25 protein-coding genes and 1 pseudogene are annotated in these 26,984 nt (G+C 64.4%); 20 read left to right on the forward strand and 6 right to left on the reverse strand.

Annotated elements, in window-relative coordinates:
- Positions 1-144 precede the first annotated feature (144 nt).
- The 8 genes from FXV83_RS34445 (at position 145) to aat (ending at position 7,610) form a co-directional block, all read left to right on the forward strand.
- Positions 145-1,026: a DUF1236 domain-containing protein gene (locus FXV83_RS34445; RefSeq protein ID WP_148744007.1), complete on the forward strand. Its 882-nt coding sequence runs from the start codon at positions 145-147 to the stop codon at positions 1,024-1,026.
- Between the two features lie 226 nt (positions 1,027-1,252).
- The gene (aroQ, locus tag FXV83_RS34450) at positions 1,253-1,720 is read left to right on the forward strand and encodes a type II 3-dehydroquinate dehydratase (RefSeq protein ID WP_148744008.1); all 468 of its coding nucleotides are present in this window, start codon (positions 1,253-1,255) and stop codon (positions 1,718-1,720) included.
- A gap of 36 nt (positions 1,721-1,756) precedes the next feature.
- Entirely contained in the window at positions 1,757-2,239 is a 483-nt protein-coding gene (gene accB, locus FXV83_RS34455; protein WP_148744009.1) for an acetyl-CoA carboxylase biotin carboxyl carrier protein, read from the forward strand.
- A 98-nt stretch (positions 2,240-2,337) separates the two neighbouring features.
- Complete coding sequence (gene accC / locus FXV83_RS34460) at positions 2,338-3,696, forward strand: acetyl-CoA carboxylase biotin carboxylase subunit (RefSeq protein ID WP_148744010.1); 1,359 nt, start codon at positions 2,338-2,340, stop codon at positions 3,694-3,696.
- A 103-nt stretch (positions 3,697-3,799) separates the two neighbouring features.
- Positions 3,800-5,320, forward strand: a complete 1,521-nt coding sequence (locus FXV83_RS34465; RefSeq protein ID WP_148744011.1) for a sensor histidine kinase — start codon at positions 3,800-3,802, stop codon at positions 5,318-5,320.
- Entirely contained in the window at positions 5,317-5,757 is a 441-nt protein-coding gene (locus tag FXV83_RS34470; protein WP_148744012.1) for a response regulator, read from the forward strand. The genes FXV83_RS34465 and FXV83_RS34470 overlap by 4 nt, the downstream gene beginning before the upstream one ends.
- A complete protein-coding gene (locus FXV83_RS34475) occupies positions 5,754-6,869 on the forward strand; it encodes a sensor histidine kinase (RefSeq protein ID WP_148744013.1) in 1,116 nt (371 codons plus the stop codon). Before FXV83_RS34470 ends, FXV83_RS34475 begins: the two co-directional genes overlap by 4 nt.
- Before the next feature lie 60 nt (positions 6,870-6,929).
- A complete protein-coding gene (gene aat, locus FXV83_RS34480; RefSeq protein WP_148744030.1) occupies positions 6,930-7,610 on the forward strand; it encodes a leucyl/phenylalanyl-tRNA--protein transferase in 681 nt (226 codons plus the stop codon).
- A 13-nt stretch (positions 7,611-7,623) separates the two neighbouring features.
- Here the strand turns inward: aat and FXV83_RS34485 are convergent, their stop codons facing one another.
- Complete coding sequence (locus FXV83_RS34485) at positions 7,624-8,664, reverse strand: DUF2155 domain-containing protein (RefSeq protein ID WP_148744014.1); 1,041 nt, start codon at positions 8,662-8,664, stop codon at positions 7,624-7,626.
- 164 nt (positions 8,665-8,828) lie between these two features.
- Between FXV83_RS34485 and FXV83_RS43200 the strand changes: the two genes are divergently transcribed.
- Together FXV83_RS43200 and FXV83_RS34490 are read left to right on the forward strand one after the other, a co-directional pair.
- Entirely contained in the window at positions 8,829-8,975 is a 147-nt protein-coding gene (locus FXV83_RS43200) for a hypothetical protein (RefSeq protein WP_187436369.1), read from the forward strand.
- Positions 8,976-8,988: 13 nt separating this feature from the next.
- On the forward strand, positions 8,989-10,005 hold the full coding sequence (locus FXV83_RS34490) for a Na+-dependent transporter (RefSeq protein ID WP_148744015.1): 1,017 nt from the start codon (positions 8,989-8,991) through the stop codon (positions 10,003-10,005).
- A gap of 28 nt (positions 10,006-10,033) precedes the next feature.
- Here the strand turns inward: FXV83_RS34490 and FXV83_RS34495 are convergent, their stop codons facing one another.
- Positions 10,034-11,014: an ABC transporter substrate-binding protein gene (locus tag FXV83_RS34495; RefSeq protein WP_148744016.1), complete on the reverse strand. Its 981-nt coding sequence runs from the start codon at positions 11,012-11,014 to the stop codon at positions 10,034-10,036.
- Positions 11,015-11,136: 122 nt separating this feature from the next.
- Positions 11,137-12,075, reverse strand: coding sequence for a GlxA family transcriptional regulator (locus tag FXV83_RS34500; protein WP_148744017.1), 939 nt, complete (start codon positions 12,073-12,075; stop codon positions 11,137-11,139).
- Between the two features lie 94 nt (positions 12,076-12,169).
- Here FXV83_RS34500 and FXV83_RS34505 point away from each other — a divergent pair, with 94 nt between their 5' ends.
- Complete coding sequence (locus FXV83_RS34505) at positions 12,170-12,856, forward strand: DJ-1/PfpI family protein (protein WP_148744018.1); 687 nt, start codon at positions 12,170-12,172, stop codon at positions 12,854-12,856.
- Positions 12,857-13,400: 544 nt separating this feature from the next.
- Here FXV83_RS34505 and FXV83_RS34510 read toward each other — a convergent pair.
- On the reverse strand, positions 13,401-13,808 hold the full coding sequence (locus tag FXV83_RS34510; protein WP_148744019.1) for an NADH:ubiquinone oxidoreductase subunit NDUFA12: 408 nt from the start codon (positions 13,806-13,808) through the stop codon (positions 13,401-13,403).
- 233 nt (positions 13,809-14,041) lie between these two features.
- Here FXV83_RS34510 and FXV83_RS34515 point away from each other — a divergent pair, with 233 nt between their 5' ends.
- The 3 genes from FXV83_RS34515 (at position 14,042) to FXV83_RS34525 (ending at position 17,775) form a co-directional block, all read left to right on the forward strand.
- A complete protein-coding gene (locus FXV83_RS34515; protein ID WP_148744020.1) occupies positions 14,042-14,743 on the forward strand; it encodes a BA14K family protein in 702 nt (233 codons plus the stop codon).
- Positions 14,744-15,100: 357 nt separating this feature from the next.
- Entirely contained in the window at positions 15,101-15,523 is a 423-nt protein-coding gene (locus FXV83_RS34520) for a response regulator (protein WP_148744021.1), read from the forward strand.
- Entirely contained in the window at positions 15,520-17,775 is a 2,256-nt protein-coding gene (locus tag FXV83_RS34525; protein WP_187436366.1) for a CHASE3 domain-containing protein, read from the forward strand. The genes FXV83_RS34520 and FXV83_RS34525 overlap by 4 nt, the downstream gene beginning before the upstream one ends.
- Positions 17,776-17,787: 12 nt before the next feature.
- Here the strand turns inward: FXV83_RS34525 and FXV83_RS34530 are convergent.
- A pseudogene (locus FXV83_RS34530) lies at positions 17,788-17,916 on the reverse strand (EamA family transporter); the annotation flags it as partial.
- An 89-nt stretch (positions 17,917-18,005) separates the two neighbouring features.
- Here FXV83_RS34530 and FXV83_RS45530 point away from each other — a divergent pair.
- The 3 genes from FXV83_RS45530 (at position 18,006) to FXV83_RS34545 (ending at position 20,025) form a co-directional block, all read left to right on the forward strand.
- Complete coding sequence (locus FXV83_RS45530) at positions 18,006-18,308, forward strand: DUF2971 domain-containing protein (protein WP_148744022.1); 303 nt, start codon at positions 18,006-18,008, stop codon at positions 18,306-18,308.
- A gap of 295 nt (positions 18,309-18,603) precedes the next feature.
- Entirely contained in the window at positions 18,604-19,047 is a 444-nt protein-coding gene (locus FXV83_RS34540; protein ID WP_187436367.1) for a winged helix-turn-helix transcriptional regulator, read from the forward strand.
- Positions 19,048-19,221: 174 nt separating this feature from the next.
- A complete protein-coding gene (locus tag FXV83_RS34545) occupies positions 19,222-20,025 on the forward strand; it encodes an enoyl-CoA hydratase/isomerase family protein (RefSeq protein ID WP_148744024.1) in 804 nt (267 codons plus the stop codon).
- 293 nt (positions 20,026-20,318) lie between these two features.
- Here the strand turns inward: FXV83_RS34545 and FXV83_RS34550 are convergent, their stop codons facing one another.
- Positions 20,319-21,215, reverse strand: a complete 897-nt coding sequence (locus FXV83_RS34550; RefSeq protein WP_148744025.1) for a DMT family transporter — start codon at positions 21,213-21,215, stop codon at positions 20,319-20,321.
- Between the two features lie 784 nt (positions 21,216-21,999).
- On the opposite strand from FXV83_RS34550, the gene FXV83_RS34555 reads away from it, so the two are divergent.
- The 3 genes from FXV83_RS34555 to FXV83_RS34565 all read left to right on the forward strand — a co-directional run bounded on the left by FXV83_RS34555 (position 22,000) and on the right by FXV83_RS34565 (position 26,503).
- Positions 22,000-25,767 carry a vitamin B12-dependent ribonucleotide reductase gene (locus FXV83_RS34555; protein WP_148744026.1) on the forward strand — a complete coding sequence of 1,256 codons (3,768 nt, stop codon included), beginning with the start codon at positions 22,000-22,002 and terminating at the stop codon, positions 25,765-25,767.
- Between the two features lie 165 nt (positions 25,768-25,932).
- Complete coding sequence (locus tag FXV83_RS34560; protein WP_148744027.1) at positions 25,933-26,136, forward strand: AAA family ATPase; 204 nt, start codon at positions 25,933-25,935, stop codon at positions 26,134-26,136.
- A gap of 10 nt (positions 26,137-26,146) precedes the next feature.
- Positions 26,147-26,503, forward strand: a complete 357-nt coding sequence (locus FXV83_RS34565) for a hypothetical protein (RefSeq protein ID WP_148744028.1) — start codon at positions 26,147-26,149, stop codon at positions 26,501-26,503.
- Positions 26,504-26,984: the final 481 nt, after the last annotated feature.

Genomic DNA, 26,984 nt, shown 5'->3' on the forward strand with positions numbered 1-26,984 from the left:
GCAATCCTGGCGCGATCTTGCGAAGTCATTCATCTGGCATTCAACAAACAAAAGCCGTGGAACCACCGAAGTTCCGGAACAACTCAAATCTCCTTTCGTTGTCGGCGCGGGCAATGACGCAACTGATCACGTGAGGAGAATTCAATGTCTAACCGCTTTATGATTTCGGTTGCCGCAGTCGCGCTCGTCGCCGGCACCGGCTTGGCGAACGCACAAGGCACCATGGGCCGCGACAGCGGTGGCGGCGCCGGTGGCACCCAGCAGATGCAACAGTCGCAGCCGGGCGGCGCGGCTGAGCATGGCAGCGCCACGGGCAAGGAATCCACGGGCAAAGAAAAGGGCACCGTGGGACAGGCTGGCGGCTCCATGAAGTCCGGCGCGGAGGAGAAGTCCTCGGGCGCCATGAAGGACGAGAAGTCCGGAGCGATGCAGAAGGATTCCACGGGCAAGGAAAAGGGCACCGTGGGACAGGCTGGTGGCTCCATGAAGTCCGGCGCAGAGGAGAAGTCCTCGGGTGCGATGAAGGACGAGAAGTCCTCGGGCACGATGCACAAGAATCCGACGGCTGAGGAGAAGTCAGGTGCAACGAAGGGTCAGCGCACCGACGAACGCGCCCAAGGCCAGCAGGACAAGTCGAAGGGCATGAGCTCGGAGACCCAGACCAAGCCCGGCACGACCACCGGCGAGAGCCGCCAGGGTCAGCCCGGCACCAACGTACAGGGCCAGGCTGGTACCTCGACCCAGACCACCGGCCAGGCCGGCGCCGGCGCCAAGCTCTCGACCGAGCAGCGCACGCAGATCACCTCGGTGATCCGCGAGGAGCACGTGCGGCCGGTGACGAACGTAAACTTCTCGATCTCGGTTGGCACCCGCATTCCCCGCGAGGGGATTGAACTGCACGCCCTGCCGCCGCGGGTCGTGACGATCTATCCGGAGTGGCGGACCTACAAGTACGTCCTGGTCAAGGATGAGATCGTGATCATCAATCCGGACACCTACGAGATCGTGGCAGTCCTGAATGCCTGAGGCCGCATGACGGCAACCTCTGAGGGCGGGCAGCGATGCCCGCCCTTCTGCGTTGGCCTGCAGCCATGCTTCGGACTGGTTAACAAGCAATTTCCGTAGCTTCCACACAGGTTTTTGCACACTGGATGAGGCGCTTGAAGCCGCCTGGAAGGCCCTTCAAGGCTTCCCCTAGGGCGCTTTGTTACCTATAACCCCGCCACGCCGAAGCACCTCTTCCGGGATTGGAATGGCTGAACCAGCGACCGACACCATCCTCGTTCTCAACGGGCCGAACCTCAACATGCTGGGGACGCGCGAGCCCGAGACGTACGGCCATGCCACGCTGGCTGACGTCGAGAAGCTGTGCCGGGACACCGCGGCGCAGTTCGGCCTCAAGGCCGACTGCCGGCAATCCAACCGCGAGGGTGAGCTGATCGACTTCATCCACGAGGCGCATGCGCGCAAGATGAAGGGCATCATCATCAACGCCGGCGGTTATTCGCACAGCTCGATCGCGCTGCACGACGCGTTGCTCGCGGTGCAGATTCCGACGGTCGAGGTGCATGTGACCAACATCCACGCCCGCGAGAGTTTTCGCCACCACTCCTACACCGCACGCGCGGCCTTTGCCTCGCTCTGCGGTTTCGGCATCGAGGGCTACCGCCTCGCGATCCAAGGTCTTGCCGCCAAGCTCGGCATCAAGTCCAAAGCCTGACGCCCCCCTTTCAACAGAACATTCGGATCAAGCAACATGGCGCGCCAGCCAGACGACAAAGCAGCCGCAAAGTTTTCCAGCGAGGATTCCGCGCTCGTCCGCGAGCTTGCGTTGCTGCTCGATGAGACGAGCCTCACCGAGATTGAGATCGAACGTGCGGGCTTGCGCCTGCGCGTTGCGCGCAACATCAGCGTTGCTGCAACCATGCCCGTCCCGATGACGCACACCGCCGCCGCGCCGGTCGCCGCCGCCCCTGCGGCCGCGGCTGCGGACCTGTCGAAGCATCCGGGCGCCGTGACCTCGCCGATGGTCGGCACCGCCTATTGGGCGCCGGAGCCGGGTGCAAAGCCGTTCATCGAGGTCGGCAGCAAGGTGGCGGTCGGGCAGACGCTGCTCATCATCGAAGCCATGAAGACCATGAACCAGATACCCTCGTCGCGCGCCGGCACGGTGACACAGATCCTGGTCGAGGACGGCCAGCCGGTCGAGTTCGGCGAGCCACTGGTGATCATTGAGTAACGCGAATGGCGAGTAGCGAATAGCGAATGGTCTCACCGTTCCCTGCTCGCTCTTCGCCACTCGCCATTCGCCACTCCCTATTCGCCCGCTGAGGCACCATGTTCGACAAGATCCTCATAGCCAATCGCGGCGAGATCGCCCTTCGCATCCTGCGGGCCTGCAAGGAGCTCGGCATCGCGACCGTCGCGGTGCACTCCACCGCCGACGCCGATGCCATGCATGTGCGCCTGTCGGACGAGAGCGTGTGCATCGGGCCGCCGCCGTCGAAGGACAGCTATCTCAACGTGCCCGCGCTGCTTGCGGCCTGCGAGATCACCGGCGCGGACGCGGTGCATCCCGGCTACGGCTTCCTGTCGGAGAACGCGCGCTTCGCGGAAATCCTCTCCGAGCACAATCTGCATTTCATCGGCCCGAAGGCCGAGCATATCCGCCTGATGGGTGACAAGATCGAGGCCAAGAAGACCGCCAAGCGGCTCGGCATCCCGGTCGTGCCTGGCTCCGACGGCGGCGTCGGCCCCGAAGACGACGCGATGGCGATCGCGAAGGAAATCGGCTTTCCCGTTCTGGTGAAGGCGGCGGCCGGCGGCGGCGGCCGCGGCATGAAGGTCGCGCAAAGCGAGGCCGACCTGGCTGTGGCGTTGCAGACCGCTGCGAACGAGGCCAAATCCGCCTTCGGCGACGCCTCGGTCTATCTGGAAAAATATCTCCAGAAGCCGCGCCACATCGAAATCCAGATTCTCGGCGACGGCCGCGGCGGCGCGATCCATCTCGGCGAACGCGATTGCTCGCTGCAGCGCCGCCACCAGAAGGTCTGGGAGGAAGGCCCCTCGCCCGTGCTGGCCGCGGCCGCGCGCGCCAAGATCGGCGAGACCTGCGCGAAAGCGATGCGCGAGATGAAATATCTCGGCGTCGGTACCATCGAGTTCTTGTTCGAGGATGGCGAGTTCTACTTCATCGAGATGAACACGCGCATCCAGGTCGAGCATCCCGTCACCGAGAGCATCACCGACATCGACCTCGTGCTGGAGCAGATCCGCATCGCCGCGGGCGGCGAACTGCCAGCAAAGCAGGGCGAAGTTCAGATCATCGGCCACGCCATCGAGTGCCGCATCAACGCCGAGAACCCGCAGACTTTCCGTCCCTCGCCCGGCCGGATCTCGCAATATCACCCGCCGGGCGGACTCGGCGTCCGGATCGATTCAGCGGTCTATCAGGGTTACACGATCCCGCCGTATTACGACTCGCTGGTGGGCAAGCTGATCGTCCACGGCAAGACCCGCGGCGAATGCCTGATGCGGCTCCGCCGCGCGCTCGACGAGATGGTGGTCGAGGGCATCGAGACCACCCTGCCGCTGTTCCGCGCGCTGGTGCGCGAGCCCGCGATCATCGATGGCGACTACCACATCCACTGGCTCGAACATTATCTGGCCGGCCAGACGGAACCAGCCGCGAAATAATTTCTCGTCTCTTCCGGAACCCTCTGGCCCCGACCGCGTTCTGGGGTTGGCAGTTCCAAGGGGGCGTTTTGAACTCCGCTGATCGCAACAAGGCGAAACCGTCGTGACCGCTGATGCGCACCGACGGCGCGCGTTTTGGCAGATCCTGCTGTTCACGGCGGGACTCCTGGTGCTGACCTGGATCAGTGCGGGGTCCGTGTACCTTGTCAACAAGGCGCGGCAAGACAGCAAGTGGGTGATCCACACCATCGAGGTGGAAAACCAGGTCAATGCCCTGCTTCTGGAGATTCGCCGCGCCGAGAGCAGCGCGCGCGGCTATCTTCTGACCCTCGGCCCCGAGTTCCTGAGCGATCATGACGCGGCGATGGCGACCATCCCGCAGGCGCTCGACAAGCTCACCCGCCAGATCGGTGACAATCCGGCGCAACGTGCGAGCATCGCCAAGCTCCGCGAAGCAATCCAAGCCCGGCTTGAGCAATTTTCGCGCGAGATGGATCTCGTCAAGCGGGGCGAACCCGACAGTGCCGCGGCGCTGCTCCGCCAGGCGGCCGCATCCAATTCGACCGACGCCATCCGCGAGGTGGCAGCGTCAATGACTGCGGAGGAAGAGCGGCTGCTCTCGCTGCGCTCCGCAAATGCCGATCGCAGTCAGACGCTCGCGGCCTCGCTCACCGGCATCGGCTCCGGCCTGGTGGTCGTGCTCGCCCTGCTCTCGACCTGGCTGGTGCGCCGCTCTGCAGGCGTCCGTGACGACGCCGAGGCGCGCCTGCGCGACGCCAATACCAATCTTGAGGCCACGGTCGACGAACGCACGGCTGACCTTCGCGAAGCCAACAACGAGATCCAGCGCTTTGCCTATATCGTGAGCCATGATCTGCGCTCGCCGCTGGTCAACATCATGGGCTTCACGAGTGAGCTCGAGGAACTGGGCCGCGACATCTTCCGCCGCATCGGCAGCCTCGCACGTGCGCCGGTCGACGGTCCTCCGGTCGAGAGCGCCGACGTCGTGCTCGACGGCGCCGACAAGCAGCTCGCGGAGGATTTTTCCGAGGCGCTCGGCTTCATCAAATCATCTATCGGCAAGATGGACCGCCTGATCTCGGCCATCCTCGATCTGACGCGCGAGGGACGGCGCGAGTTCGAGCCGGTCCGCATCGATACGCGCGAGCTGATCGAAGCCATCGCCGCTACGGTCGCACACCAGGCGGCCGAGGCGCGGGCCGAGATTCGCGTCGGCGAATTGCCTGATATTGTCAGCGACCGCCTTGCTCTGGAACAGATCTTCTCCAATCTGATCGACAACGCCATCAAGTACCTCAAAGCCGGAGTTCCCGGCGCGATCACAATCCGCGGCCGGACCAAGTTCGGCTATGCGATCTTCGAAGTTACCGACAATGGACGCGGCATCGATCCGAAGGATCATCAGCGCATCTTCGATCTGTTCCGGCGCGCTGGAACCCAGGACAAGCCGGGCCAGGGCATTGGCCTTGCCCATGTGCGCGCACTGGTGCGCCGATTGGGGGGAACGATGTCGGTATCGTCGGAGCTCAATGTCGGCAGTACATTCACGGTCACGCTGCCGATCAAATGGAACGCCAGCAACCGGAACGAAGAACAACGATGACCCAGCCCGTCACCATCATCATGATCGAGGACGACGAAGGACATGCTCGCCTGATCGAGCGGAACATTCGCCGTTCCGGGGTCAACAACGAGATCATTCCGTTTGCCAACGGGACGGACGCCGTGAGGCATCTGTTCGGCGCCGACGGAAGCGGCCTGGTGCACAAAGGCCGTGCGCTCCTGATCCTGCTCGACCTCAACCTGCCCGACATGAGCGGGATCGACATCCTGAAGCAGATCAAGGAAAACAATCATCTCAAGGCCTCGCCCGTGGTGGTACTGACCACCACCGACGACTCCCAGGAAATCAAGCGCTGCTACGAACTCGGCTGCAACGTGTACATCACCAAGCCCGTCAATTACGAGAATTTCGCCAATGCCATCCGGCAGCTTGGCCTGTTCTTCTCGGTCATCCAGGTCCCAGCCGCCGCCTCATGAACCAGCGAACACCAACACTGCTCTATATCGACGACGACGCTGCGCTCGCGCGGCTGGTCGAACGCGGCCTGACGCGCCGGGGCTACAAGGTCGTCCATGCCGCGAGCGGCGAGGAAGGCCTGGAGCGCATCCGCCGCGCGGATGCACAAGCAAGTATCGAAGACTGCATCGACGTGGTGGCACTCGACCAGTACATGCCCGGTCTCGACGGCCTCGAGACGCTCGAACAGATCATGGCGATCCCGAACGCGCCTCCCGTGGTGTTCGTTACCGCATCGCAGGATTCCAACATCGCGGTGACCGCGCTGAAGGCGGGAGCCTCGGATTACCTGGTCAAGGACGTCAAGGGCGACTTCATCCCGCTCCTGCAGGTCGCCGCCGACGGCGCGCTGCGCCAGGCCGAATTGCAGAAGGCGCGCGAGGCGGCCGAGGCGGAAATCCATGCCTCGCGCGATCGCTACGCCGCCCTTGCCGCAGAGCGCGAACTTCTGCTGCGCGAGGTCAACCACCGCGTCGGCAATTCGCTCCAGATCATTGCCTCGCTGCTGCACCTCCAGGCAAGCTCCGCCGCGCAGGAAGAGGTCAAGGCGGCGTTGACCAATGCGATGGGCCGTGTCGCCGCGGTCGCCCAGGTGCACCGACGCCTCTACACCTCGCAGGATCTCAAGAGCGTGGTCCTGAACCAGTATCTGGACTCGCTGCTCGAGGACCTGCGCCGCTCGGCCGAAGGCAACCGGATGTCGCGCCTGACACTGAAGGCAGAGCCGATCGAGATCGATCCGGACCGCGCAGTCGCCGTCGGCATCATCGTCAACGAGCTGGTGATGAACGCGGTGAAATACGCCTATCCCGACGGTGCCGGCCCGATCCACGTCGAGCTGACCTCGCAGGGCGAGGATCTCATGCTGTCGATCGCCGACGACGGCGTCGGCGACAACGCCAAGGCCGATCCGCGCTCCACCGGCATGGGTCAGCGCATCGTCGCGGCCATGGCCGCCAAGCTCGATGCCTCGGTCGAGCGCGATCCGGCCCATGCCGGAACCCGCATCGTCCTCAAGTTCCGCCGCGCAGCCCCATCCCCGGGCAAGACGAACAGTGCCACGGCAAGCTGATCGGCGCGAGTCCGCCTGCCCCATCGCAAGTGCGGCGCGATCCTGCTATTGTCGCAAGCCATGACTTCGCGCGATTCCGCCTCGTCTGAAATCACGCCGGCCGTGCTGTTGCGTGCCTATGCCTGTGGCATTTTTCCGATGGCCGAGAGCGCGGACGACCCGACGCTGTTCTGGGTCGAGCCGGAAATGCGCGGCGTCATCCCGCTCGACGGCTTTCGCGTGGCCTCGCGGCTCGCGCGCACCGTGCGTTCGGATTATTTTCGCGTCACCGTCAACACCGCCTTCAAGGCGACGATCGCCGGCTGCGCCGCGCCCGCGGCCGGACGCGAGGACACCTGGATCAACAAGCGCATTCGCGATCTCTATGGCGGCCTGTACGAGCTCGGCCATTGTCACAGCGTCGAGGCCTGGCAGGGCGACGATCTCGTCGGCGGCCTCTATGGCGTGAGCCTCGGGCGCGCCTTCTTCGGCGAAAGCATGTTTCACACCGCGCGCGATGCCTCCAAGGTGGCGCTGGTGCATCTGGTCGCGCGGCTCATCCATGGCGGATTCGAGCTGCTCGACACGCAATACGTCACCGAGCATCTGAAGAGCTTTGGCGCGGCCGAAGTTTCGCGGCGGCGCTATACGGCCCTGCTCGACAAGGCGCTCGCCGGCGCGCCCGGCGATTTCCTGAAGCTGCCGGCGGACCAGCCTGTCCCGGGCGCACGCGCGCTCGAGATCATCGCCTCACGGCAATAGTCGATGATTTTGCCTAGCGGCCAAACCCTGGGAAATTGAACAGGCCAGGCTGCTGTGGCGGCGGAGGTGGCGGGGCCTGCGGCTGCTGCGGAGGAGGCAATGGCTGCGGCGGACGCTGCTGCACGGCCTGCTTGGGCGCGGCCTTCTTCTGCGCCGGAGGCGGCGGCGCGGGCTTGGTCGCGGGATCCGGTGCTGCCGTCGCGATGGTCTGCTGCGGCTCTTTGCAGTCGGTCAGCCAGATGTCGTAGATCGGATGCTCGACGCCGTGCAGGCCGGGGCTTGCGGCATACATCCAGCCTGAGAAGATCCGCTTCACCTCGCCCTGCAACGTGATCTCGTCGACCTCGACGAAGGCGTCGGTGTTGGCGGCTTCCGTTGCCGGCCGCGTGTAGCAGGCGTCGGTTTTGACCCGGAGCGCGCCAAACTGCACGGTCTCGCCGATATCCTCGTCGAAATTGATGATGCGCCCGGTGATCTTGTCGAGCCCCGAGAAGGTCGCCTTCTTGTTCACGATCTTCTGCGCCGGCGGCTCGGTGACGACCTCGTCGCCGGGCTGAAGGCTCGCCGGCGTTTGCGGCACGGCCCCCTTCTGCAGAGGCGGGCGTTGGCCCGGCGCGGCCGGATTGGCACCCGGCTGCGGCGCTCCCTGCGGATTGGGCGGTGCGACCGCAACGGAGGGCGGCTGGTTCGGCGGAGCGACGGTAGAGCCAGGCGGCGGTGCCAGCGGCTGGGTCTCGACCGGCCCCGGCATGACGTTGCCCTGCCGTCCCGGCGGCGGCGCCATTGGGCGCGACGGCAGCACACGGCCCTGCGGCGGCAGCTCCGGCACCTCTTCGTCGTCGTCGGGGATCTGGGGCGGTGGCTGTGGCTGGCCACGCGGAATGTTGCCGGGCGGCCGGAGCGGCGGCGGATCGGAGAAGATCGTGCCGATCTGCGCGTGCGCCGGCGTCGCAACCGTCATCGCGGTGGCGGCCAGAAGCGCCGCAAGACCTGTCAAGGTAATGGTTCGAAACATCTCGCGCGGCTTCAACAGCGAATCGGGCTTGCTGGACATTCTACAGGGGTACCGCCGCTCGCAGGGCACCGGTTAACACGGCGAATACGGCGGGGGAAGGGCGACATCCCTGCCCCGCCCGCTGCCTGCTGGCCAGACCGGCGGCCGGATGGGATAGTCCGAGGGCCCCTCCCGGGGGTCGGGGCGGAGTTCGCCCCAAAACCATGTCCGACGATAACCCGAAAACCGCAGGCCCTCCCATGCCCGTTGTGCTCGATCCCGACGCCGCCGCCGTCCACAAGGCTTTCCAGGAGGCCGGTCGTCCCGAAACGCTGAGCCCGCTGGAGGCGCGATTATTAGGATTGCGCTGAGACGCCGTTCCACATGGTTTCAAATCTTCCAGCTCTCTTCGCGGTCCCGCTGCGCTGGCTGACCTGGCTCGGCGACCAGGGCACGCGCGCGGTGGCGGCGATCGTGTTCATCGCGGTGGCGGTGCCGCCGCTTGGCGCGCTGCTGCGCCCTTACGTCACCGAAGCGATCTTCCTGCTGCTCTGCATCTCCTTCATGCGCGTCGATCTGGCCGCGCTCTACGGACATCTGCGCCGGCCGGCGCTGGTTGCGAGCGCAACGGCCTGGACGACGATCGGCGTGCCGCTGATGGTCGGGCTGACAGCTTATGCGAGCGGGCTCACGGGCCGCTCGCCCGGCCTGTTCCTCGCGCTGATGCTGCAAGGCATGGCTTCGCCGATGATGGCAGCTCCAGCGCTCGCCGCGCTGATGGGCCTCGATGCCACGCTGGTGCTGGTCACGCTGGTCACCTCGACCGCACTCGTGCCCTTCACCGCATCGCTGTTCGCAAGTCTGTTTCTCGGCGGCATGCTCAGCATCTCGCCGCTCGCGCTCGGCTTGAAGCTGCTCGGCATCCTCGCCGCGTCGCTGCTTGCGGCGACAATCATCCGCTGGATGTTCGGCGCGGGGGCGATTTTGCGCCACAAGCGGCCGATCGACGGCTTCAACATCGTCATCCTCATGGTGTTCGCATCCGCGGTGATGGGCGATGTCGCGAGCGACCTCATCGCCGATCCCGTGGTCACGATCGGCGTCGCAGCTCTGGCCTTCACGGTCTATTTCACGCTGCTCACTGTTACCACGCTGCTGTTCCGCCGCGTTGGCCATGAGCGCGCCTTCGCGATCGGGCTGATGGTGTCACAGCGCAATCTCGGGCTGATGCTGGCCGCGACCGCGGGCGCGCTGCCGGCCACGACCTGGCTGTATTTCGCGCTGACGCAGTTTCCGATTCACTTTGCACCGTACTTGTTGACGCCGATCGCGCGGCGGCTGACAGCGCGCGCGCAAGCCGCAGGTGCCGTGGCTCCGCGCGCGACCACCTCCTCGCGCTGACCGCCACAGAAGGAGGACAGCGGTTGATCTATTCGATCACTTTGTCCGCGCGGGCGAGCAATGTTGTTGGGACGATGATGCCGAGGGCTTTCGCCGCCCTGACATTGACCACCAGTTCGAACTCAGTCGGCTCCTCGACCGGCAGGTCGGCGGGCTTCGCGCCCTTGAGAATCCGATCAATGAAATATGCCGTCCGCCGCACGCGCTTGCTCAGATCCACACCCAGGCTTGCAAGCGCGCCCGCGACGGGGAAGGTGGGATAGTCGGAGATGACGGGGATGCCGAAGCTCAAGCCGAGCTGTGCAAGCTTTTCCGCATGGCCACTGAAGAAGGGCTGCACCACTAGCGCCTGCGCGCCTTCCGTTTTCAGGTCGGAGAACAAGGTATCGTCGAGTTCGTCGGGCTGGTTGATCGACCGGAGGACCAGTTCTATGCCGATCTTGTCGGCTGCCGCCTTGCTCTCGCGGATGAAGGCGGCCGCGCCAGGACTGGGCGCAAAGCTCAGGAAGGCCACCTTTCGGATGCCCGGCACCAATTTGCGCAACAACTCGAGCCGCTTGCCAGCCAAATCGGGTCCCGACATCGACACGCCGGTCACATTGGCACCGGGACGGGACAGGCTATTCACGAGCTTTGCCTGTACCGGGTCGGAGGCGATCATCACGAGGGGAATGCTTTGCGTCATCTCCATCGAGAGCTGCACGGTCGCAGTTGTCCAGGGAACGATGATATCGACTTGCTTGTCGATCAGTGTCCTGAGAATGTCGCGGGTGTGCTGCTTGTCGCCGTTTGTGAAGTAGGCTTCGATCGCGATCGTCTTGCCTTCCGCGTAGCCGAGCTTCTTCAGCTCTTCCCGAATACCATCGACTTCGGCGGCGAGCGCCGGCGCGTGTAGGCTGATCACCGCGATCCGGGGAACTTTCTCTCCGCTCACGGCCGGCGTCGAATTCGCGAAGATCACCGCCGCGACTCCGGTGCCGAGTGTCCGTACGAAGTCGCGTCGGTTCATTCGCTCACTCCATCGGCACGGCAGCTCTTTCTCTCGAGGGTCTCCGCCTTAGCCATGCCGGCATCGTAGCCGGACGAATTTCTGGTGAGCAAGTGCTCATATCGTAGCTGCATGAGCAAGCCCTACCCCGCCCGCGCGGCGCGCCGCAGTGCCTGCGGCGGCTGGCCGAAGGCACGGATGAAGGCGCGCCGCATGCGCTCGGGGTCGCGAAAGCCGGTCGCCTCGGCGACGAGCTCGATCGCCTCGCGCGAGGACTGCACGCGCTCGCGCGCGACCTCGATCCGCAGCCGCTCGATCGCCTTGGACGGCGTCGTGCCGGTTTCCGCGGCAAAAGCGCGGGCAAAATGCCGCGCGCTCATGCCGGCGCGATCGGCGAGATCTTCCACCGTCAGCGGTGCATCGAGATTTTCCCGCGCCCATGACAGCAGCGCGCCGAACCGGCCATTCGGCGTCTTCAATTCCAGCAGTGACGAGAATTGCGACTGACCGCCGCTGCGGCGGTGATAGAGCACGAGCTGGCGCGCGGTCTGCTGCGCGATCTCCTCGCCGTGGTCCTCCGTGACCATCGCGAGCGCGAGGTCGATCCCCGCCGTGATGCCCGCGGACGTCCACACATTGCCGTCGCGGGTGAAAATCTGGTCCGGCTCGAACTTCACCTTCGGATAGCGCGCGACGAAATCGCGCGTGCGGCCCCAATGCGTGGTGGCGCGGCGGCCGTCGAGCAGGCCGGCCTCGGCCAGCACATAGGCCCCCGAACAGACGCTGGCGACCCTTACGCCGCGGCGCGCCAGCCGCTGCACGAAGGCGCGCGTGACTTCGCAGCGCGCCGCGTCGGTTACGCCCGCGCCGCCCGCCACCACCAGCGTCGTGATCGCGTTGGCCGACTTGAAATCGCGCGCCATCATCTCGGCGCCGGACGAGCTGCGCACCGGCCCCGCGTTCAGCGCCAGCACGCGGATCGCCGGTGTTTTGCCGAGATAGCGCGCCGCGATCTCGAACACCGAGATGGGGCCGGCCGCATCGAGCAACTGGAAGTCCGGGAAGATCAGGATGCCGATCATGGTGATGTCCGAAATTGAGGGAATTACGCCATTTTGGACGGAATGGCATCATGCCACCCTGACTGCGTCAAGGTCAGAATTGAGGGATCTTTCGATGTCGTCACCGCTCCAGATCGGTCTTTTGGTGTTTCCGCGCGTCACCCAGCTCGACTTCACGGGTCCGCTGCAGGTGTTCTCTTCCGTGCCCGGCGCAAAACTGCATTTGATCTGGAAGCGGATCGAGCCGGTGCCGAGCGATTCCGTGCTGACGCTGACGCCGACCACGACCTTCGCCGACTGCCCGCAGCTGGACGTGATCTGCGTGCCCGGCGGCAGCGGCACTAACGACCTGCTCAATGACGAGGAGGTGCTGGATTTCCTGCGCAGGCAGGCTGAAGGCGCCAAGTACGTCACTTCGGTCTGCACGGGATCGCTGGCGCTGGGCGCCGCCGGCCTGCTCAAGGGCTACCGCGCCGCGACGCATTGGAGCGCGATGGAAATGCTTGGCCAATTCGGCGCGACGCCGACCAAGACCCGCGTCTGCATCGACCGCAACCGCATTACCGGCGGCGGCGTCACCGCAGGAATCGATTTCGCGCTGACGCTGGTATCGATCCTGATCGACCACACCACGGCGGAAGCGATCCAGCTTCAGCTCGAATACAATCCGGCACCGCCATTCAATTCAGGCTCGCCTGAGACAGCGCCGGCCGAGGTGCTAGCCTTGCTCAGGGAGCGCGGCGCGGCAAACCAGGCCCGCCGCATCGAAGCCGTGAAGCGCGCCGCGGCGCGGGTGAACTAGCCTCTGCTCTCGTGTTCCGGACGCGGCGTGGCGTGGCGGGGCACGAAACGAAGTTTGGGAAAGCTGCATCAACTCGTCATTGCGAGCGCAGCGAAGCAATCCAGAGTCTTTCTGCGGAGGGATTCTGGATTGCTTCGCTGCGCTCGCAATGACGGAGTGTGGAGCAGCGGCATCCACTCCTCTCGTGTCCGGACGTGATGCAGCCACACCAAGGAAAAAGGCCGCTCGGTTTCCCGAGCGGCCTTTCCTGTCTTACGGCGGCTGCACATTTCATCGGGCGATTTCGGAGCTTCCAGACCGGGGGCCTATCTCCCGATCGAGTCCTGGTCGGCGGCCGCTGCATTTCGGGACAGTCGCGAACTGTTGCCCGAACCGAACGCGATGGTCTCCCATCTCCGTAAGATGGGATCAGTGAGCCGCATTGCTCGCCTGGGCGCAACGGCCGCGCAGACGGCGTCCCCGCTGTTCACGTTGTCCACAGCGGTGTCAGCCGAATGCAAATGCATTCAGCGCAAGTGGTCAGAACGGTAGGACGTGCGCGAGGCTAGCCGGGTGTCCAAGGCTGATAGTCGCCGGTCGCCTTCGGCCGCTTGCCGCTGGCGAGGGTCGAGCCGGACGGACGGTATGCCTTGGCCGTGCCGGTGAGATTCGGCTGGTGCGGCTTTTCCCACTCGCGCGGCTGGTAAGTCTCCTGGGTCGGCGGCACGTCGACAACGTGATGGATCCAGCCGTGCCAGGACGGCGGAATGCGGCTCGCTTCGGCGTAGCCGTTGTAGATCACCCAGCGCCGCTCGAAGCCGAGCGTGGGATCGATCGCCCCGCCGCGGGTGCGATAATAGCGGTTGCCCTGCTCGTCCTCGCCCACCAGCTCTCCATACCGCCTGGTCCAGAGTTGGGTGCCAAAGGTCTGGCCATTCCACCAGGTGAATAGCTTGAGGAAGAACTGTTTCATGCGGCAAGGACCCTGCTTCGTGGGGTCCTGATGCCATCCGGGCACCGAAATGTCCAGTTCGGCGCCCCAGTGGAAACGCAGTGCCCCCGCAAGCCGGCGCCGCAAATCGGACGCGATCCGTTCATGCTGGGTACAGCGGCCGGATGAGAGGCTGGCTGCACACACGCAAACGCGCGTGATCCTGGAACCACCACGCTTTGATGGGGTTTGGCTTCCGGGAAAGGAGTTTGATCATGAAAAGTCTGCAGGTTTTGAGTGCCGCTGCGGCAGTGGCGCTGGTTCTTCCCTTGGCGACCCCGAGCTTCGCGCAGAATCGTCCCGCCTTGGGCGGAGGCGGCGGCGCCCATGTCGGCGGTGGTGGAGGCGGTGCTCACTTCGGGGGCGGCGGCGCGCGGATGGGCGGCGGCGGCTTCGGCGGTGGCGCACGGATGGGCGGTGGCGGCGCGGCGTTCCAAGGTGGCGGCGGCAATTTCGCGGCCGGCACAGCGGCACGTCCGAGCGGCGGCAGCTTCGCAGCCGGCACAGTGGCACGTCCGAGCGGCGGCAGCTTCGCAGCCGCCCCGGCGACCCGCCCCGCGATCTCGCCGTCCTTCAGCGGTACCCGTAGCGTCGCAACCGCCGGCAGCACCTGGCAGGGCGGTGGCGGCAATTGGAGTGGCGGCTGGCGTCACCATCATCATCGCGGCGGCGGCTTCTGGCCAGGCTTCGCGGCGGGTGCGGCGATCGGCGGCCTCGGCTCGTACGCCTATTACGGTGGCGGCTATTACGACGATCCCTACTACTATGGCGACACCTACTATGACGAGCCGACGGTGACGGTCGTGCCAGATGCCGGCGGAGATTCGGCGGCCTACTGCGCCCAGCGCTATAGGTCTTACGACCCGGCGTCGGGCACCTATCTTGGCTATGACGGCCTGCGTCATCCCTGCCCGTAACACGGCCTGAAGCAAACGATCGGCCATCGATCCGGGCGGCGCCGACAATTATCGGCGCCGTCCATGCGTTCTGGCCGGAGGTTTGCAGATGGACGACCTCCTGCTTGCCGGCGCGCAGATGCGTACAATGCTCGGCGTGGCAATCGTTGACGATCAATTGCGCCGCTGCCTGGAATAGATGGAACCCATTCGCAAGGTCGAACTGCCGCGCCTGTTCGCGGTGCGGACCGGAACTTCTTAGCCCCAGTTATGCACTTCACCGTGCATACCTATTCCTGTCCAATCCAAAATTGACCCGGCACACGATTCACCTATATCACCAATCAGTATGGGGACTTCGATCTACTGGGAAATGTCATGCCGCGTATCCTCGTGGTAGACGACGATCCGATGGTCGGCGCGACCATCGAGGTCCTCCTCCAACGTCAGGGCTTCGACGTCACGCTGGCCGACGGCGGAGAAACGGGGCTTGCTGCGCTCGAGGCGCAGACATTTGACGTCATGCTGGTCGACATCTTCATGCCGCATATGCGCGGCTTCGAATCCATCCGCATCTTTCACGAACGTGCTCCCGCGATTCCCCTGATCGCGATGTCCGGCTACGCCTTCGCGGCGGCGGCCTCGCCCTCGCCCGACTTTCTGCGCATGGCGCTGGAGCTCGGCGCGACGCGTTGCCTGCGCAAGCCGTTCACGCCGGACGCGCTGCTGACCACGATCCGTGAATGCATCGCCGGACCCGGCGGGCGCGCACAGCCGATGGACAAGAAAGAAGCCCCTTGATTCCAACGCAGCGCGTCATTCTCGGTGCTGGACTTGCCATCCTCCTGATCATCACCGCAGCCTCGATTGGACTCGACGTCAAGTCGCGGTCCGACGCGGCCTGGGTCAATCACACCATCGAGGTCCTGAAGAAGATCTCCGATGTGCGCGTCCTGCTCCGCCGCGCCGAGAGCGCGGCGCGCGGCTACGAGATCTACCGCACCCCGGGCTTCAGCGACGAATTCCAGGCGACCCGCGCCCGGATCGCACCCGCACTGGCCGACCTCAAGCAGGCCGTCCGCGACAAGCCCGATCATGTCGCGCTGATGGAGAGCACCGAACCCCTCGCACAGCGCCGGATGGAGATTGCCGCCGAAGCGATGCGGCTGCGCACCGAGAACGACCAGGCCGGCATTGCCGCTCTCCAGGGCAAGGCCGAGGGCCGCGGCCTGATGGAAGCGGTGATGGCCAATCTCGACCGTCTGAGCGCGGAAGAAGAGAGGCAGCTCACCACGCGCACGTCGGATTCGCGCCGCACCGGCATCGTGCTGCTCGGCATCGACGTCGCCGGCGCCATGCTGATCCTGCTCCTGGTCGCGCTCTTGATGCGCGAAAGCCAGCGCACAAAGGTGGCGCTCCAGAGCACGCTGACCGAGACCACGGCCGCCAAGGAGATGCTTGAGGCGGCGGTGGCCGAACGCACCGAGCATCTCGTCACCGCGCATGACGAGCTGCGGCTGTCGGTCAACGTGCTCCAGAGCACGTTTCACAGCATGGCGGAGGCGGTGCTGGTCATCGACACCGAAAGCAACGTCTTGCTGTCCAATCCGGCGGCGGAACGCATGCTGCTGCACCGGACCGGCATGAACCTTCGCAATTTGCGTGCGCTATCCGACGTCTTCCATGGCGACGGGACGACGCCGCTCAAGTCCGAAGAGCTGCCGTCGGCGCGCGTGCTGCGCGGCGAGCAGTTCGAGAATTTGGAGATGATCGTCCGCCCCCACAGCAGCAATCCCGTCCGTCATCTCATGATCAGCGGCCGGCCGATGCGGGATGGGCAAGGCGCCATCTCCGGCGCGGTGCTGGTCTATCACGACGCGACCATCTCGCGAGAGACCGAGCGGCAATTGCAGCAGTCGCAAAAGCTGGATGCCATCGGTAAGCTGACCGGCGGCGTCGCGCACGACTTCAACAACATGCTGACCGTGATCTCCGGCAACACCGAGACTCTGGTGGAGAGCCTGAAGGAGCAGCCCGAGCTGCAGCGCACGGCGCGCCTCATCGACGATGCCGCCGAACGCTGCGCCGAGCTGATCCAGCACCTGCTGGCATTCGCGCGCAGGCAGCCGCTCGAGCCGCGCAATGTCGAGATCAACGCCGCGATATCGGACATCGCAAAGCTGCTGCGCCCGACCCTCGGCGAGCAGATCCAGATCGAGACCGTCCTCGAGCAGGGGCCGATGACCTCGCACATCGATCCGTCCAGGCTCACCAACGCCGTGCTCAACATGGCCATCAACGCCCGCGACGCCATGCCGAACGGCGGCAAGCTGCTGCTGGAGACCCACCGCGTCGTGCTCGACGAGGCCTACGCGCAGGCCAATGCGGAAGTGCGGCCCGGCCCTTTCGTGATGCTCGCGGTCAGCGACACCGGCACCGGCATGCCGCCCGACGTCCAGGAGAAGGCGTTCGAGCCGTTCTTCACCACCAAGGAGGTCGGCAAGGGAAGCGGCCTCGGCCTCTCCATGGTCTACGGCTTCGTCAAGCAGTCCGGCGGCCACATCAAGATCTACAGCGAGGAAGGCCACGGCACCACGATCAAGCTCTATCTGCCGCCGGGCGAAGGCGCGCCCGAGGCGGCCATCCCCGCCGTGCCGCCGGCCGAAGGTGGTGCCGAGACCATTTTCGTTGTCGAGGACGACAATCTCGTGCGCAACTTCGTCACCGCGCAGCTGCAGAGCCTCGGCTACAAGACGATTGCCGCGCCGGACGGGCGCGCCGCACTGCAATTGATCGAGGCCGGCCAGGCCTTCGATCTGCTGTTCACCGACGTCGTCATCCCCGGCGGCATGAGCGGACGCGAGCTCGCCGAAGAGGTGGCAAAGCGGCGGCCGGGCGTGAGGGTGCTCTACACCTCCGGCTACACCGACAATGCCATCGTCCACCACGGCAAGCTTGACGACGGCGTGATGCTGCTGACCAAACCCTACCGCCGCAACCAGCTCGCCGAGATGATCCGCAAGGCGCTGAACGGCGGCGGGGCGGCGGGCTAGTCAAACAGCAATCTAGCGCGTCGCCAGCACCACGCCCGCCAGCGTGAAGATGAGCGCCGCGATCTGGCCGGGCCCCAGCGGCTCGCCGAGCGCAATCGCCGATGCCACCACGCCGATCACCGGCACCGCCATGGTGCCGATCGGAGATTACGGTGACACGGAGATTATGGTGCACTTAATGAGCCCTTCGACCCGAAAAGCGGGCCGAAGTCATTGAACATAACGAATTGATGTGGACGCATTATGCCGGCCGCTCCTCCGGTATTTGCGTCGAGTATCGTCCGCTAAAACTTGTGGCCAGTTTGCCTCGGGAGACTCGGCTGGTCCGGGTCGCTTATGACGACAAGCCTGCCTTCGTCTCGGTTGCTGATATGGACAATATCCCCTCTGCCATCCGAAAGGTTCTCTCCCAGAAGAAATTCAATTGGGCGTACGAACGCGAATGGCGGCTGGCTGAGCTTAGTTGGCGCAACGAAAGTCAACGAAAAGACCGCGATAAAGCGCATCTATCTCGGCACTCGCATCACGGATGAACACAGGTCGAAACTGAGGGAGGCACTTGCGGGCACCGGGGCACGCGCGCGGCGGCGAAACCTAGCGCGTTCCTTTCTCGCACCCGTCAAGGACAGGTCGGAGCGCCCGAGGGGCCCATTGCACGCCTCACCGGCGTCGTCCGAGGCGGATCACCACGGAGCGCTCTGGTGACCCTTCGCCGCAGTTGATTTTTGGGGCGCCGTCATGCAAGCGAACAGATCCTGCGTTCGCGCCAACGAGAAACTGGGAGGCGTCGTCATGCAACGAAAGAGTTGGGCCTCCGCCGACTGCCCTATGGCGCGCGCCGTGGATGTCATCGGCGATTGGGGTAGCCTGATGATCCTGCGCGAGGCGTTTGGCGGCGTCACGCGCTTCGATGACTTCCAAAAGCGGCTCGCCATGTCCCGCAACCTCCTGACGGCGCGGCTGAAGAAGCTGGTGGCGAGCCGCATCCTTGTGCGCCAGCCGATCGAAAACGAAGCCTGGCGCTTCGAGTATGTCTTGACCGACCAGGGCCAGGACCTCTTCGCCACGATCATCGCGCTGCGGCAATGGGGCGATCGGTGGTTGTTCCGCCCAGAGCCGGCCCCCTTCCTGATGATGGACCGCGTCGACGGGAGCGAACTGGTTCCCATTAAGGTCCGCTCGTCGCGCGGGCGAGAAATCACGCTGGCGGACATCAAGCTGCAGCGGCGCTCAAGGTCGCCGAACGCGCCGGCTCCTCAGCTGTCGCGCTAAGTCGGACGCCTTGACAGCTTCGCAGGCCGCACCTATGAGTTCAATATTGAGACTAACACATGAGGCGGAGCGCGTGGGAGGTTCGCATACGGGCGGCCACACGCGTGGAGAGTTCGTCATCGTTCCCCGGGCGCCATCCCGTTCTCTCTGAGCAAGCGCGACCTGGAGACGACCATGACCGAGACCCATCAGAGGCTCACGACCGACAGATCGACGCCCGGCCACTGGCGAGTCATCTTCAACAACCCGCCGATCAACACGATCGATGATCGCACCTACGATGAGTTCTTCGATCTCGTCGCGGAGATCGAAGCGGAGCCTTCTCTGAAGGTGGTGACGTTCGAGAGCGCCAATCCGGACTTCTTCATCGCCCACTACAGCCTTGCGGAGCCGCGAAGCCGTTTCGGCGCGCCGCGCTGGATCGAACCCGCCACCCGCCTGGCCCAGAGCGGCGTCCTGAGCATCGCCGTCATCCGTGGCCGTGCGCGAGGCGGCGGTAGTGAGTTCGCCTTGGCCTGCGACATTCGCTTCGCCAGCCGCGAGAAGGCCGTCTTCGGGCAGCCCGAGGTCGGGATCGGCCTGATCCCGGGCGGAGGTGCGCTCGAGCGCTTGCCACTCCTGGTTGGACGGGCGCGGGCCATCGAGATCATCCTGGGCAGCGACGACTTCGACGCCGAGACGGCGGAACGTTATGGCTGGATCAACCGCGCCGTTCCTGATGCGGAGCTCGACGGCTTCGTGGACAACTATGTCCGGCGCATCCTGTCCTTCGACAAGCAGGCGCTCCAGACCGCCAAATCGACGATCAATCAACAGGGGCTTCCGGATCCGTCCCAGCTGCAGGCGACCCAGGACACGTTCTTCACCACGTTCAGGTGGCCAGGCGCGATCGAACGAATGCCCAAGCTGCGCGCGCGGGGCATCGGCGCCGCCGGCGATTTCGAGCTGAACCTCGGCCGCGAGGTCGGCAACCTGTAGGCGATGGACTTAGATGCCGAGTTGCCGCGAGGAACCTCGATCGCCATGGGATGGACCATTGGTTCCGAGGCGATCGAGCGCCCTGGTTGCGACCATGGAAGGTCGACGAGGCCTGACGCACGGCGATCCTGAGGTGAACCACCTTCGAGGAAGGCTTTAGTATACATGGAACGTCAAGATTACGGTGCACTCAATTCACCACAACGAGCATCGAACCACACAAGTGCACGTAATTGCGAAGCGCGTCGCGTCGCCGACCGAGGCGAGATTGAATAGAGGTAAGCCGCCCGCCCTCATCGCGTCGCCAGCACCACGCCCGCCAGCGTGAAGATCAGAGCGGCAATCTGGCCTGGCCCGAGCGGCTCACCCAGCGCAATCGCCGAGGCCACCACGCCGATCACCGGCACCGCCATGGTGCCGATCGCGGCGACCGAGGCCGGCAGGCGCGACAGCGCGGCGAACCAGCTGACATAGGCGATGCAGAACTGCACCACGGTCGAATAGACCAGCAGCCACCAGCCGACCGGCGTCACCAGTTCCAGATGCGAGGTCTCGACCAGGAGACCCACAATCGCGACCGGCAGGCAGCCGATTCCGATCTGCCAGGCCGCGGCCGTGATCGGCGGCAGGCGGATCGGATATTTCTTCAGCAGCACCGTGCCGAGCGCAAAGCCGGCTGCGCCGGCCAGCGCCATGACGATGCCCGGGAGTTTCTCTTCGCTGGCGGCAAAACCATTGCCGCCCATGATCGAGGCGAGGCCCGCGAACGCCATCATCAGCGCGACGGTGCGCAGAACCGTCGGCCGCTCGCCGAGCACGGGCCAGGCGATCAGCGAGGCCCAGACCGGCATGGTGTAGGCGATCAGCGCGGCCTCGCTGGCCGGCAGCCACAGCAGCGCCAGCCCCATCAGCACCATCCAGCCGGTGACATTGAGCAGCCCCGCGATCAGGAGCCGCGGCCAGATCTGTGGCGCAACCTTCAGGCTGTCGCGGCGGACCAGCGCGAGCGCTGCCAGCAGCACCGCCCCGAGCACGCCCGTCACCCCGCGCAGCGTCAGCGGCGGCAGCTCGCCCAACAGAAACTTCGTCACCGGCCAATTAAAACCCCAGCCGACCGAGGTGATGGCAAGGAACATCAGGCCGGCCGGCGCGATGCGCGGCCGCAGCAACGGCCGAGTCGAATCAAGCATGTGGGGGTACCCGGCGGACAACGAGGTCAGCTTGGCGCGGATTCGGGCCCCCGACCACCACCTCCGCGGGCATGCCAGCCCTCACGGTCCGTAGCCCTACGTGAGTCCCGGTTAGGCAACCCCGTTGCCCAGAAATATACCTGCCCTGTGAACAGCGGGATGAAGCACGTGCAGCATCACCGGATGCAATTTTTTTCGGTTGGGAATCCCTGAGGACTCACTGATACTTGCCTCCACAACAGGCGCGGGCGTGCCCCCTGTTTTCCCCCGCTGTCCACCATATTTAGTATTTGATTCAGGAACTCGCACTAGTTCTTGACGGGCGCAGCGGAGAGTCCTAGCTTTCGGTCCGTTCGGCGCGAGTGTGTTTGCGTCCCGCCGGCACTCCCCAGAGGGTCCGCAAAACGGCACTCCGCCACGCCAGACAAGGGCAGCGGGATGAGGGCTTGTCTGCCCTCGGAAGCGGACTTTTCGGGCACCAGAACGGGCCGGCAACAGGCTCGGATGGCATTGTTAGAAGACGCCACGTTGGAAGAAGACGTGTCGTTGGGGCGTTGAACGCATGTCGCGCACATCCCCTTGGGGGCGGATGGGCGTGGACATGCCGGCGGATGATCGGTGCACGCATCGATGAATCGCGCCGGGAGAAACTGGGCCGGATCCACCGGCTTGAACTGCGAAGCCTTAAGGCCGGCAAAGGCCGTACGAGGACTCGCGAAACGAAATATCGGCCCGGCACGCCTGAACGGAGGCGGTCCGGTCACAATTAGGACGGGGCAAGACCATGCGGATTGAGCGGCGCCACACCACCCAGGGACAGTCACCTTACGCGGGAATCGATTTCCGGCTGACCACGTCGGAGATCAGGAATCCCGACGGCTCGGTGGTGTTCAAGCTTGAGAATGTCGAGGTGCCGACCGAATGGTCGCAGGTCGCCTCCGACGTGCTTGCCCAGAAGTATTTCCGCAAAGCCGGCGTTGCCGCGCGCCTGAAGAAGGTCGAAGAGGAATCCGTCCCCTCCTTCCTGTGGCGCTCCGTGCCCGACACCGAGGCGCTCGCCGCTCTGCCGGAGAAGGAGCGCTATGTCAGCGAGCTCAGTGCAAAACAGGTGTTCGACCGCCTCGCCGGCTGCTGGACCTATTGGGGCTGGAAAGGCGGCTACTTCACCTCCGACGAAGACGCCCAGACCTTCTATGACGAGCTGCGCTACATGCTGACCAAGCAGATGGTCGCGCCGAACTCGCCGCAATGGTTCAACACCGGTCTTCACTGGGCCTACGGCATCGACGGTCCCGGCCAGGGCCATTATTACGTCGACCCCTTCACCGCCAAGCTGACCAAGTCGAAATCGGCCTATGAGCATCCGCAGCCGCACGCCTGCTTCATCCAGGGCGTCGGCGACGACCTCGTCAACGAGGGCGGCATCATGGACCTCTGGGTCCGCGAGGCGCGCCTGTTCAAATACGGCTCCGGCACCGGCTCCAACTTCTCCCGCCTGCGCGGCGAAGGCGAAAAGCTTTCCGGCGGCGGCCGCTCATCCGGCCTGATGAGCTTCCTCAAGATCGGCGACCGCGCTGCCGGTGCGATCAAGTCGGGCGGCACCACGCGCCGCGCCGCCAAGATGGTGGTCGTCGACGTCGATCACCCCGATATCGAGACCTATATCGACTGGAAGGTGAAGGAGGAGCAGAAGGTTGCTGCGCTGGTCACCGGATCCAAGATCAACCAGAAGCACCTCAAGGCGGTGCTGAAGGCCTGCGTCAACTGCGAAGGCTCGGGCGACGACTGTTTTGACCCCGAGAAGAACCCGGCGCTCCGCCGCGAGATCAAGCTCGCGCGCCGCTCGCTCGTGCCCGACAATTACATCAAGCGCGTCATCCAGTTCGCCAAGCAGGGCTACAAGGACATCCAGTTCGACGTCTATGACACCGACTGGGATTCGGAGGCCTACCTCACCGTCTCCGGTCAGAACTCCAACAACTCGGTCTCGCTGCGGGATGACTTCCTGCGCGCGGTGGAAACCGACGGCGACTGGAATCTCGTCGGACGCACGACGAAGAAGATCACCAAGACGCTGAAGGCGCGCGACCTCTGGGAGAAGATCGGCTACGCCGCCTGGGCGTCGGCCGATCCGGGCCTGCACTTCAACACCACCATGAACGACTGGCACACCTGCAAGGCGTCCGGCGACATCCGCGCCTCCAATCCGTGCTCGGAATACATGTTCCTGGACGACACGGCGTGCAACCTCGCCTCCGCCAACCTGCTGACGTTCTACAACGCCACGACCAAGCATTTCGACGTCGAGGGCTACGAGCACCTCTGCCGCTTGTGGACGCTCGTGCTCGAAATCTCGGTGATGATGGCGCAGTTCCCGTCCAAGGCGATCGCCGAGCTCTCCTACGAGTTCCGCACCCTCGGCCTCGGCTACGCCAATATCGGCGGCCTCCTGATGACCATGGGCCTTGCCTATGACAGCAAGGAAGGCCGCGCGCTCTGCGGCGCGCTGACCGCGATCATGACCGGCATCACCTACAAGACCTCGGCGGAGATCGCTGGCGAGCTCGGCACCTTCCCCGGCTACAAGAAGAACGCCGCGCACATGCTGCGCGTGATCCGTAACCACCGCCGCGCCGCCCACGGCCAGTCCAACGGCTACGAGGCGCTCGCGGTCAACCCGGTGCCGCTCGACCTCGTCTCCTGCCCGCAAGCCGACCTCGTCGGCCACGCGCAGGCCGCCTGGGATGCGGCGCTCGAGCTCGGCGAAAAGCACGGCTATCGTAACGCCCAGACCACTGTGATCGCGCCGACCGGCACGATTGGCCTCGTGATGGATTGCGACACCACCGGCATCGAACCGGACTTCGCGCTGGTCAAGTTCAAGAAGCTCGCCGGCGGCGGCTACTTCAAGATCATCAACCGCGCGGTCCCTGCCGCGCTGCGCACGCTCGGCTATCGCGAGAGCGATATCGCGGAGATCGAGGCCTACGCCGTCGGCCACGGCTCGCTCTCCAACGCCCCCGGCATCAACGCCTCGACGCTGAAGGCCAAGGGTTTTACCGATGAGGCCATCGCCAAGGTCGAGAAGGCGCTGCCGACCGCGTTCGACATCAAGTTCGCCTTCAACAAATGGACCTTTGGCGAGGATTTTATCCGCGACCAGCTCGGCATTGGCGCGGAAGCCATTGCCGCCCCCGGCTTCGACCTGCTCCAGGCCGTCGGCTTCACCAAGCGCGAGATCGAGGCGGCCAACGTCCACATCTGCGGCGCGATGACGGTGGAGGGAGCTCCCCACCTCAAGGCAGAACATTACGCGGTGTTCGACTGCGCCAACCCCTGCGGCAAGATCGGCAAGCGCTATCTGTCGGTCGAGAGCCACATCCGCATGATGGCAGCTGCGCAGCCCTTCATCTCGGGTGCGATCTCAAAAACCATCAACATGCCGAACGACGCCACGGTGGAGGACTGCAAGTCCGCCTACATGCTGTCGTGGAAACTCGCTCTTAAAGCCAATGCGCTCTACCGCGACGGCTCGAAGCTCTCCCAGCCGCTCAACTCGCAGCTCATCAGCGATGATGAGGACGAGGACGATGCGGTCGAGCAGCTCTACGACAAGCCGATGGCGGCGCGTACCGCCCAGGTCTCGGAGAAGATCGTCGAGAAGCTGGTCGAGCGCATCATCGTGATGCGCGAGCGCGAGAAGATGCCGGATCGCCGCAAGGGCTACACCCAGAAGGCGGTGGTCGGCGGCCACAAGGTCTACCTGCGCACCGGCGAGTATGACGACGGCCGCATCGGCGAGATCTTCATCGACATGCACAAGGAAGGCGCGGCGCTGCGCTCCTTCATCAACAACTTCGCCATCGCGGTGTCGCTCGGCCTGCAATACGGCGTGCCGCTCGACGAATATGTCGACGCCTTCACCTTCACCCGCTTCGAGCCGGCGGGCCCCGTGCAGGGCAACGACAGCATCAAGTACGCGACCTCAATCCTGGACTACGTCTTCCGCGAACTGGCGGTGAGCTACCTGTCCCGCTTCGACCTCGCCCATGTCGATCCCAGCGAGACCGGCTTCGACGCGCTCGGCAAGGGTGTCGACGAAGGCAAGGAGCCGGACGACGACGCCGGCCACCGCGCCACAAAACTGGTGTCGCGCGGCCTCACCCGCTCCCGCACCGACAACCTCGTCGTGATGCGTGGCGGCTCGACCGCGGTCGCCCAAGGCAACGACAGTGCGCCGGCCGGCGGCTCCAAGGTCACTTCGCTGGCCTCGCACGGCGCAAGCCGCGCCGGCGACGTCCTCGAAGGCGCGGTCGCGCTGAAGCAGGAAGTCAGCCACGACCTCTCGCCCACCGAAAAGCTGGAGCAGCTGCAGTGGAGCAAGGCCGGTACCGCGCAAACCTCGGTGCCCAGCAAGGCCGAGCGCCGCGCGGAAGCGAAGGCAAAAGGCTACGAAGGCGAGATGTGCAGCGAGTGCGGCAACTTCACGCTGGTGCGGAATGGGACCTGCATGAAGTGCGATACTTGCGGCAGCACGACGGGGTGTTCGTGAGGGGGAGAGCGAGCGAGGATTGCTAGAGCCCGGGCTTGGCGCCCGGGCGCCCGAAAAATAAGGGGGTGGCGTTCGCCATCCCCTTTTTGCTTCTTTGACAAAAATAGGCATGTGACAACTTGCGCGTGTAATTTATTTGCGTCCCAAAATCAAACTGGACCAACAATGTTCAAATCCATTCGGTTTCGCAATTTCAAGTCCTTGAAGGACTATACGGTCTCGTTGCGGACAATGAATGTATTGGTGGGCCCGAATAATGCAGGAAAATCGACAATCCTAGATGCATTCCGGGCCATGGCAGCTGCTCACCGCTATGCTTCGCGTCGAGTTCAGTCCCCGATTTCAGTTGATGGGAATATCAGCCAGTGACGTCGGCCAAATGCTTGACGGCATCGTAGCTGGCCAGAAGGCGGACGCGTTGGGCCAATATGTGTCAAATCGAGTAAGATATTTCGCGACGCGGAGCGCGAAGGACCCTTCCACAGTTGTCAAAGAGGCTCTCGAACTCTTCGAGCAGGACTGGAAAGAGCCTCTTCGAAGGACGGCCATTTCCTCGGGAAAGAAGGCGTTCGCCGCGCTTAATGGGCAGTTTCAGGAAAAGTTTGGTCTTTCGATCACGTCAAACCAAGTTATCAAACATTTGGAGCGAAGCGACGTAGGCGATCTAGTCGATATTCTTCGTGATCTAGACGAATTTGCAAGGATAATGCCAACGCCGGTAAGGGGCCTCACATAAGCGGTACACAAATGGAGCGAAGCATACGCATCATTCAATATGGGAATTACACTGACGTGCACTAAACCCCGAGCCGTCTGGCCTCCTCGACGATCAACCTGACGCCGACACACTAGCCCATAGGATGCGTGGACGACTTGCCCGCCATCGCTCAACGCGCGAAGGTGGAAGCGATGCCCATCAATCTGGCAGAGCCAGAATTAGCCGAGGGCGTAACCCGCCATTCGGGTCTCGCGAATGGCAGGTTACTATTGTGCCCGTCAGTACTTTGGCGTTGTGCTCGTGCCCGTGGTTTGAGACTTTGTGCTCGAGCCGGTGTTTAAGATGATGGGTTTCGCAGACCGTAGGATGGGTGGAGCGACTTGTCCGCCGTAGCTCGACGGAAGCGATACGCATCGGCGCTGCACGCGACGACGCGTTCGCAAGAGCTCAACCCATCCTACGAGCGACGCTCTACGCCCGCCTGCGGCGCGGCAATCAG

The sequence above is a fragment of the Bradyrhizobium hipponense genome (assembly GCF_008123965.1).
Lineage (GTDB): Bacteria > Pseudomonadota > Alphaproteobacteria > Rhizobiales > Xanthobacteraceae > Bradyrhizobium > Bradyrhizobium hipponense.